The organism is Janthinobacterium sp. AD80 (genome assembly GCF_002878455.1).
Classification (GTDB): domain Bacteria; phylum Pseudomonadota; class Gammaproteobacteria; order Burkholderiales; family Burkholderiaceae_D; genus Janthinobacterium.
Map to the genome: position 1 here is coordinate 1 of NZ_NRDQ01000128.1, position 8,484 is coordinate 8,484.

Sequence of the window (8,484 nt, forward strand, 5' to 3'; positions counted from 1 at the left end):
CTGGCGCTGGACGGCGGCGCGGCACGCTACGACGGGCGCGGCGTGGAAGACGACTTCACGCAAGCAGGCAATCTGTTCCGCCTGATGTCGGAGCAGGCGAAGCAAAACCTGTTCGACAACCTGGCAGGACCGTTGAGCCAGGTGCGGCCGGAAACCTTGCAGCGCCAGCTCGGCCACTTCGACCAGGCCGATGCTGCCTACGGCGCCGGTGTGCGGGCCGCCTTGGCGGCGCGGGGCGTCGTCTTGTAAAGCGTGTTTCTGGCGGAACAACACGGTTCCGCCGGATGCCGCATGCAGTGTGGCGCGGTATTGATAAAGCGCAAATCATGGCGTGATATTAAATATTGCCATGTGGACATATTTGCCGTCCATGCGTAGACTTGTCGGTCTGATGATCGCGCCGCCTTCCTGGCGGCATCTGACTAGAAAGTCTTGCATTATGAATATGGCAAAGTTGTCGGTGCACGGGGATGACCCCACGCTCAAGTCCATTCTCGAAGTCTTGCCCAGCGACCCCGAGCGCGAGTGGCGCAAGGGCGAAGCCAAGGCGGGAGGGCGGGTGCACCTCGATTCCGGCTTTGAAGTGATCATCGCGCACGCGCCCAAGTCGCAAGTGCTGCCATCGCGCATCCGCAGCTATCTGGCTGAATGCCGCTCGCGCGGCGTGACGTTCACCATGCCGCGCATCGTCGCCGAGCTGCAACTGGAATTGCACGGCGACGATACCCGTGACGCGCCGTTCGACCTGACCCTGGCCGACATGCAGCACTTGACGGAAATGGGCATCAGCCTGAGTATTGTCACGCTGCCGGCCGCCTGATCCCGGGGCCGGAGGCGTTGACGAAGAAAGAAATGGCCGCCGGGACAAGGCGGCCATTGTGTTTTACGGCTCGATGATATCCACCGCCAGCATATTGTCGTCCGGCTTGCGGTCGATCAGCTTGTTGTCCGGATCGATACCCGCCCTGGCCGGCCGGCCATTGACGATCATGGTATGGCGTGCTTCACGTGCTGTCATGCGCAGGCGTTCGCGCAGCAGCGGATGGCCGTTGGCGTCGTCGACGCCGATCTCGATCCAGTCGTCCAGCGGCGCTTCGTGTTCCTCTCCCTGGGCATTGGCAATGAGCTTGCCTGCTTGCACTTTCATGCTGACGGCATATTTGCCATCGCTGCGTTTGGTGGCCGTGGCAGCCAGCGCGCGGTTATCGAACAGCACGATTTTCTCGAACAGGTCATCGATCAGATACGCCTGCGCGGGCGGCGTGACCTGGCGCAAGCCGTCGATCAGCGCCGTCACGCTGGCATAGGGCGGCCCTTTCTGCCCATAGGTCTTGATCAGCTCGCGCAGCACGCCGTTGACCTTGTCTTCGCCGAGCATATCCTGCAGCAAATACATGGCCAGGCTGCCCTTGCGGTAATGGATGTAGCCCTGGTTTTCATTGTCGGCCAGCGGCAATTCCTGGTTGCGCTCTTCGCTGCGGCCCAGCAGGTACTGATTCAGGTCATAGCGCAGGAAGCGGCGCATCTTGGCCGGCCCCACGGTTTTCTTCATCACCATCAGGGCCGAGTATTCGGCCAGGGTTTCGCTGAGCACGGTAGCGCCCCGCGTGTTGCCTCCTACCAATTGATGCGCCCACCACTGGTGCGCCACTTCATGCGCCGTGATGTAGAACGGGTAGTCGATATCCTTGGGATTCTTGTCGTCGACCTTGGCGATGAAACCCAGGCCTTCCGAGTAGGGAATGGTGTTCGGGAACGACTGCGCGTAGTTGGCGTAGCGGGGAAATTCGACGATGCGCAGGATCTTGTGCTGGTAGGGGCCGAAATTCTTCGTGTAGTACTCGAGCGCTTCCTTGCTGCCGCGCACGAAACGGTCGAGATTGTATTCATGGCCAGGCTGGTAAAACACGTCGATGGCCACATCCTGCCAGCGCTCGTGCCTGACGGCATAGCGGGCCGACTGGAACGCATAGAAATTCAGGATCGGCTGTTCCATCGTGTAATGGAAGTAATGGCGGCCGTTGGCGATCCAGTCATTGTCCAGCATGCCGGGCGCGATGGCCGTCTGGCCGTCGACGGTGCTGACGGTGGCGTCGAAGTTGATGCGGTCGGCGTCGTTGCTGACGTAATTGTCGGCCAGTCCCCGCGCATCGTCGCGCGGCAGGGCCTGCGCGCGCGGCGGCAAGCCATGTTTCTTGCGGTCGCGCGCATCCGTCAGCTCCAGCTGCGGCTGGTAGCCGATATGCGGCAGCACGGCATTCGTGAAGAAGGTGCCGTTGGCCACCACGGGCGTGTCCTGGCCCAGGCCGAAGATGCCGCGTGGCGCGTAGGAAATGTCAAAATCGAGGCCCAGGGTGGCGCCCGGCGCCAGCGGCGTGGCCAGGCGGTAGCTGTAAAAGCCCAGCTTGCCGTCATCGAGGCCCGGATGCACGCGCGTATCGAAACGCAGGCGCATGGTGGCGGTCGGGTCTTGCTGCACCAGGATCTGGCTGATGGGCACGCTGGTCTTGTTTTGCAGCACATAACGGCCCTTCACGGCCAGGGTACGCTGGGCCGGGTAGATGGCCACGTCGAGCTTGACGTCGGTGACTCTTGGCTGCGGCGTGGCGGCGAACTTGCGGTACTGGCGCTCGAAGCTGGCGCGGTCAGCATCGCGCGCGTAGTCGGACTTGTAATCGTTGGCCACGTGGAATGTGTAGAACAGCACGCCGCCGGCGCCGAGGAACACCAGCGCGCCGATGCCGAAGCTGGCCAGCACGCCTTGCGTCAGGCCATGGCGGGCCAGGCGCACGCGGATGCGCCAGCTGTCCTGCGCGCCACGGGGCCAGAACAGCAGCGACAGCACGCCCAGCATGATGGCCGCGCCGCTCCAGTACAGCAAATACCAGCGTTCGCGCAGCAGATAGTGGCCGGCGCCGTTCATGGCCGAATACACGAAATCCGGCGTGCTGGCGTACAGCAGCAGCGGGTCGCCCAGGCCCAGCGACGCCACGCTGACGCTGGCGATGTAGTACAGGATCATGGCGAAGTACGCCAGGTACTTGTGGTTGATCAGCACTTGCAGGAACAGCGCCAGCACGGCGATCAGCGCGTAATAGGGCAGGTGCGACAGGAACAGCGATTCCAGGTACAGGCCGGGATCGAGGCGGTAATAGCCCTTGAAGATCTGGATCGACATGCCGCACAGCATGATGACCAGGCTCAGCATTGCTTGCAGGCCGACCAGCGCGAACAGTTTCGACAGCAGGGGCAGCCAGTTGGGCACCGGCAAAGAATCGAGCATCAGGTGGATGCCCGTTTCCCGCTCGCGCCACACCAGTTCGCCCGCATAGAAGGTGGTGATCACCAGCATGAAGAGGGCGAACGAGGCATTCACCATCTCCAGCACTTTTTCCGTCACCGGATAGGTATTCGTGCCGTACATGGAACCCATGTCCAGCGCGCCCGCATACATGGTCAGCACGCCGGCCAGCACGATGACGACAAAATAGATGTTCTTGGTGGTTTCGCGCAGGTTGAGCCAGCTCAGCTTGAAGAGCAGGGCGCCCAGCTTGCGTTGCGCGAAGTCCGGCGTTTCCTGCGTGTCCAGCGAAGCGTTCGACAGGCGCAGCGGGGCTTCGCCGTCACTGCGGCGCTTGGTGGCGCCCGCATCCTGGGCGGCGTGGAAATGGAAGCGCCAGTAGCCCAGCAGCAAGGCCACCAGGGCGAAGCCGGACCAGATCGCACGGTTCAGCAGATACACGCCTTCCAGCGTCAGCAGGCGCGTGTTGCGCTCGGCATTCGGCCAGTATTCCGTCAGGCGTATCAGCGCCGTGGTGCCGAAAGGGTCGATCAGCGCGGCCAGCGTCTTGTAGTCGAGGTCGCGCGCCAGCGAGGGCGCCACCAGGTAGCCGATCAGCATTACCACCGAGCTGATGTACACGGGCAGCATGCGCCGCGTCAGGGCGGCGATGACGAAGAAGATGGCGCCGAAGATGAACAGGTTCGGCAGCAGGGTAAACACATACGGCAGCAAATAGGCCAGCGCCCGTTGCGGCCCCAGCCGCTCCGGATCGATGCCGGGCAGCCAGGTGCCCAGCCAGGCGCCGATGACGATGCTGGAAAACACCACGGCCAGCACCAGGTAGGCGCCAAGGAAGCGGCCAAAGACGTACTGGTATTTTTTGATCGGCGCGCTGAAGAAGAAGTGCTGCATGCCGTATTCGAAATCCTGCTGCACCGAGCGGCCCATCATGGCGGCCACCACCACGGCGCCGAAGCAGCCCAGCAGGCTGCAGGTAAATGCCAGCGAGCGCGGTGCGTTGATCAGGAACTTGCCGCCGAAACTGATGCTCGCTTCCTTGAAGACGCCGCCGGCGGCGGCCATCCACAGCATGGCCAGCGCCAGGAACATGGCGAAATATACCCAGGTCGACAGCAGCTTGAGCCGCTGCCGCGCTTCAAAGCGGGCGATCGCAAACATGGCGATCCCCTCAGTCGCACTGCGGGGCGACGCGGTGGCGCCCGGCAATGGTGGCGAAGTACAGGTCTTCCAGGTCGCCGATGGCTTCCTCGAAGCCGTCGCCCGGGTCGTCGTCGCTGTAGACGTGGATCAGGGTGCGGCCCGACAGCAATCGCGTGGAAATGACGGCGTGGCGCTGCTGGAAGCTGGCCAGCTCTTTCTTGTCGACAAAACGCGCCCAGATCTTGTAGCTGACTTCATCGATCAGTTCCTGGGTCTTGCCGCACAGCAGCAAGTGGCCCTTGTTGATGATGGCCATGTTGGCGCACAGGTCGGCCACGTCGGAGACGATATGCGTCGACAGGATCACCGTCTTGTCTTCGCCGATGTCGGACAGCAGATTGTGGAAGCGTACGCGCTCCTGCGGGTCGAGGCCGGCCGTCGGTTCGTCGACGATGATCAGTTTCGGGTCGCCCAGCAAGGCCTGGGCAATGCCGAAGCGCTGGCGCATGCCGCCGGAAAAGCCGCCCAGGCGCTGGTGGCGCACGTCGAACAGATTGGTTTGCTGCAGCAGGCCTTCGACCACTTCGCGCCGGCGCGCGCGCTGCGACAGGCCCTTGAGCATGGCGAAGTGGTCGAGCAGCTCGTAGGCCGTCACTTTCGGGTACAGGCCGAAGTCCTGCGGCAGGTAGCCCAGCATGCGGCGTACCTCGTCCTTGTCGTCGAGCACGTCATAGTCGCCAAAGAAGACGGAGCCGGAATCGCATTCCTGCAAGGTCGCCAGGGTGCGCATCAGGGTCGACTTGCCGGCGCCATTCGGCCCCAGCAGGCCGAACATGCCTGGCGGGATCGTCAGTGAAACGTTGTCCAGCGCCACCACGCCATTCGCGTAGGTCTTCGACAATTTGCGGATCTGCAATTCCATACAACTCCTTGCTCATGCTGTTGTCGCCCCATGTTGCGGAGCTTATCTATGCTGGCATTGTATTGAATTTAAGACGTACTGGGCAGTTGCATGCGATACACGGCATTTTCGCGTGCCCAGAGTGCAGATGGGCGGGGTGGGTGGCACCCCGCCTTACCCGTCCGACACTTGGCAAAACCGTAGCGAGCGGCAGCGAGTTGTGGCTGGGAAGCGCAGCTGTGCTTTGGCACAGTGCGCATCGCAGGCCGCAAGGCGCGACGCGCGGCAGGTTTTGACAGCGTCTAGTTGCGGAAGAGTACCGATTCGCGGTTGAACCACCAGCGGCACAGCATCAGCAGGGCGCCGGCGATGATGGTGGTCGAGGCCAGGATCACGCCAAACATGCGGTAATCCATGGTGCCTTTCACCAGCTCCTTCATGGCCAGCGAGACGTTGGTCAGCGGCACCATGGCCCAGATCCAGTTCAGCTCGACGCCGGGCAGCATAGCCGTCACCGTGGGCAGGATGACAAACAGCATCAGCGGCGTGATCATGCCGGCCGCTTCCTTGTAGCTTTTCGCGTAGATCGAGATCGACAGCAGCAGCGAGGCGAAGATGGCGGCCGTCGGCACCAGCATCAGGGTCACCATGGCCAGGTCGGGCAAGCCGATGCTCTTCACCAGGATCGCCATGTGGCCTTCCAGCGAGCTGCCGAAGATGGCCAGCAGGGCGCCCATGCTGCCGACCATCAGCACGGCCGACGTCATGCCTACCGTAAACAGCACGAGGAACTTGGCCAGCACGATGGCGCTGCGCGGCACGGGCGCCAGCAGCAGGGTTTCCAGGGTGCCGCGTTCCTTTTCGCCGGCACCCAGGTCGATGGCCGGGTACATGGCCGCCGTCAGGCAGACCATCAGCAGCAGATACGGCAGCATGCCGCCGATGATGGCGCCCATCTGCTCGCGCTCGTTGGCCGTCGACTGCTTGTCGAGCACGATGGGATTCAGGGCAAAGGCCAGCTGGGCCGGACTCAGGTTCAGGGTCGACAAGGCGCCTTCGCGCAGGCCGGCATTGTAGGCCTCGACGATCTCGCGCACCCGCTGGTGCGTCACGTCCACCGAGCTGGCGCTGTTGTAGTGCAGGGTCACCTTGGCCTGTTCCTGCTGCTTGAGCGTGTCTTCAAAATGCGGCGGGATGACCACGGCGAACTTGATGGTGTCGTCGCCGATGGCGCGGCGGATCTCCGCCTCGCTGGCCAGCGGCACTTCGCGCAAATTGTGCTGCTGCGCAAAACGCGCGCTCAGGCCCGGCGAATGGTCCTTGCCGAACAGGGCGTAGCGCATTTCCGCCGTCTTGGCGTTCTTGAACATATTGCTGGAAACATAAGCGAAGCCGCCGAAGATCAGCGGCATGGCAAAGATCGGGATCAAAATGGTGAAGATCAGGGTCTTGCGGTCGCGCGTGAGCTCCAGCAGTTCTTTCAGATAAATGGTCCACATGGCTCAGGCTCCCTGGTTGATGACGCTGACAAAGGCGTCGTACAGATCGGCACTGCCGCCCAGATGGCGCAGTTCGTCGACCGTGCCGTTGAAGGCGGTGGTGCCGCGATTGATGATGCAGACGCGGTCGCACAGCTTTTCCACCTCGTGCAGGTGGTGCGTGGAAAAGATCAGCGGCACGCGCAGGGCCTTGTAGCTGGCGATGAAGTCGAGCAGGATCTTGGCCGACATCACGTCCAGGCCCGTGGTCGGTTCGTCGAGGATCACCACTTGCGGCTCGTGCACGACGGTGCGGGCGATCGCGCACTTCTGTTTCATGCCCGTCGACAATTGATCGGCGCGCTTGCCGCCATATTCTTCCATCTGCAGCAGGGAGAACAGTTCGTCGCAACGGCGTTTCAGCTTGTCGGCCGGCATGCCATGCAGGCGGCCGAAATATTCGACGTTTTCGCGCGCCGTCAGGCGGCCGTACAGGCCCGTCGAGCCGGACAGGAAACCGATGCTCTGGCGCGCCACCAGCGGTTGCTTCAGCACATCGACGCCATTGACGAGGGCGCTGCCCGCGTCCGCCTGCAAGGCCGTCGACAGCAGGCGCAAGGTGGTGGTCTTGCCGGCGCCATTCGGCCCCAGCAGCCCCAGCACTTCGCCGGGAGCGCAGCTGAAACTGACGTCGCGCACGGCATGGAACCAGCCGTCATGTTCGCGTGGATCGCTGATGTGCATGGCCTTGCCCTTGTGGGGCGGCATGCGGAAACGTTTTGCCAGGTGCTTGACCTCAATCATGTGTTTCATCCATTCGACAGTGAGGAGCTAGAGTAGCATGCAAAAAATGTAACTTGCAAGGTGGAAATATCGTTTGGTCTATTGAAAAAAACAGCACTTTCATGCAAGCTGGCCCGGTGGGCGCCGGCGGACGGCGCGGGAGAGCGCAATGCAAACGATCGATCAGGCAATGCAGGACAAGGTACTGGCCGTGGCGCGTGCCGGCATGACCAGTGCCGAAGCCATCGGTTTCTTCCGCGTCAGCCTGGGCCTGTATTACCTGGCTGGCCTGATGACGGAAGAAACGCTGGATTTCAAGCTGATCGACGCGCAGTACAACCGCTTCATTTACCACTCGCTCGGTGGCGGGCACAGCATTGCCAGCGTGCTGCAATTCATGAGCGGCGAAAAAGTCTTGCGCGTGCTGCAATCGGAGCGCTTTCTTGCCGCCTTCGCCCAGCACTGCCCGGATATCCCCGTCGACAGTATCTCCTTCCTGATTTCCCTCAACCTGGGCGTGGCAAAAAGCCTGTCCGGCCTCGATGCTGTCGGTCCCGTGGTGGACTGGATCGAGCAGGAAAAAGCGCGCACAGGTCAATAAAGCCCCGTTCGCCCTGCGCGCGGCGTGGGGACTGCCAGCCACTATCGTCCTATAATTCATGTTTTCCCATACATGAGCCCAGCCACGATGACCGCCCACCGCTACTTTGACCCCCTGGACCGTTTGATTGTTGGTGCCGACAAGGCCTTGCGCGTGATGGCGGGCGTGGCTTCCGCCTCGCGCCCGTCGCCGGCCGCGCACGCGCCCGATGCGGCACTGAGCGCGGCGGAACAGCGCCACAGCGCCGGCCTGATGCGCGTCAACCATGTCGGTGAAG

At 62.4% G+C, this 8,484-nt stretch carries 7 protein-coding genes and 1 pseudogene; 4 read left to right on the forward strand and 4 right to left on the reverse strand.

The genetic code is table 11. From position 1 onward, the window contains the following. Together JaAD80_RS21730 and JaAD80_RS21735 are read left to right on the forward strand one after the other, a co-directional pair. Positions 1-249 (forward strand): catalase-related domain-containing protein (locus JaAD80_RS21730; RefSeq protein ID WP_308410635.1); only part of this gene is annotated, 249 nt, incomplete at its 5' end. Between the two features lie 190 nt (positions 250-439). Beyond that, positions 440-820, forward strand: coding sequence for a hypothetical protein (locus JaAD80_RS21735; RefSeq protein ID WP_102297332.1), 381 nt, complete (start codon positions 440-442; stop codon positions 818-820). Positions 821-883: 63 nt separating this feature from the next. Here the strand turns inward: JaAD80_RS21735 and JaAD80_RS21740 are convergent, their stop codons facing one another. The 4 genes from JaAD80_RS21740 to JaAD80_RS21755 all read right to left on the reverse strand — a co-directional run bounded on the left by JaAD80_RS21740 (position 884) and on the right by JaAD80_RS21755 (position 7,627). Beyond that, complete coding sequence (locus tag JaAD80_RS21740; RefSeq protein ID WP_102297343.1) at positions 884-4,462, reverse strand: M1 family aminopeptidase; 3,579 nt, start codon at positions 4,460-4,462, stop codon at positions 884-886. A 10-nt stretch (positions 4,463-4,472) separates the two neighbouring features. Continuing rightward, positions 4,473-5,366 (reverse strand): ABC transporter ATP-binding protein, encoded by an 894-nt coding sequence (locus JaAD80_RS21745; protein ID WP_102297334.1) that lies wholly within the window; start codon positions 5,364-5,366, stop codon positions 4,473-4,475. Between the two features lie 281 nt (positions 5,367-5,647). Next, positions 5,648-6,844 carry an ABC transporter permease gene (locus tag JaAD80_RS21750; protein WP_102297337.1) on the reverse strand — a complete coding sequence of 399 codons (1,197 nt, stop codon included), beginning with the start codon at positions 6,842-6,844 and terminating at the stop codon, positions 5,648-5,650. A gap of 3 nt (positions 6,845-6,847) precedes the next feature. Beyond that, positions 6,848-7,627, reverse strand: coding sequence for an ATP-binding cassette domain-containing protein (locus JaAD80_RS21755; protein ID WP_102297346.1), 780 nt, complete (start codon positions 7,625-7,627; stop codon positions 6,848-6,850). Between the two features lie 148 nt (positions 7,628-7,775). Between JaAD80_RS21755 and JaAD80_RS21760 the strand changes: the two genes are divergently transcribed. Both JaAD80_RS21760 and JaAD80_RS21765 read left to right on the forward strand, forming a co-directional pair. Next, positions 7,776-8,207 carry a hypothetical protein gene (locus JaAD80_RS21760; RefSeq protein WP_102297340.1) on the forward strand — a complete coding sequence of 144 codons (432 nt, stop codon included), beginning with the start codon at positions 7,776-7,778 and terminating at the stop codon, positions 8,205-8,207. Positions 8,208-8,294: 87 nt separating this feature from the next. After that, a pseudogene (locus tag JaAD80_RS21765) lies at positions 8,295-8,484 on the forward strand (demethoxyubiquinone hydroxylase family protein); the annotation flags it as partial.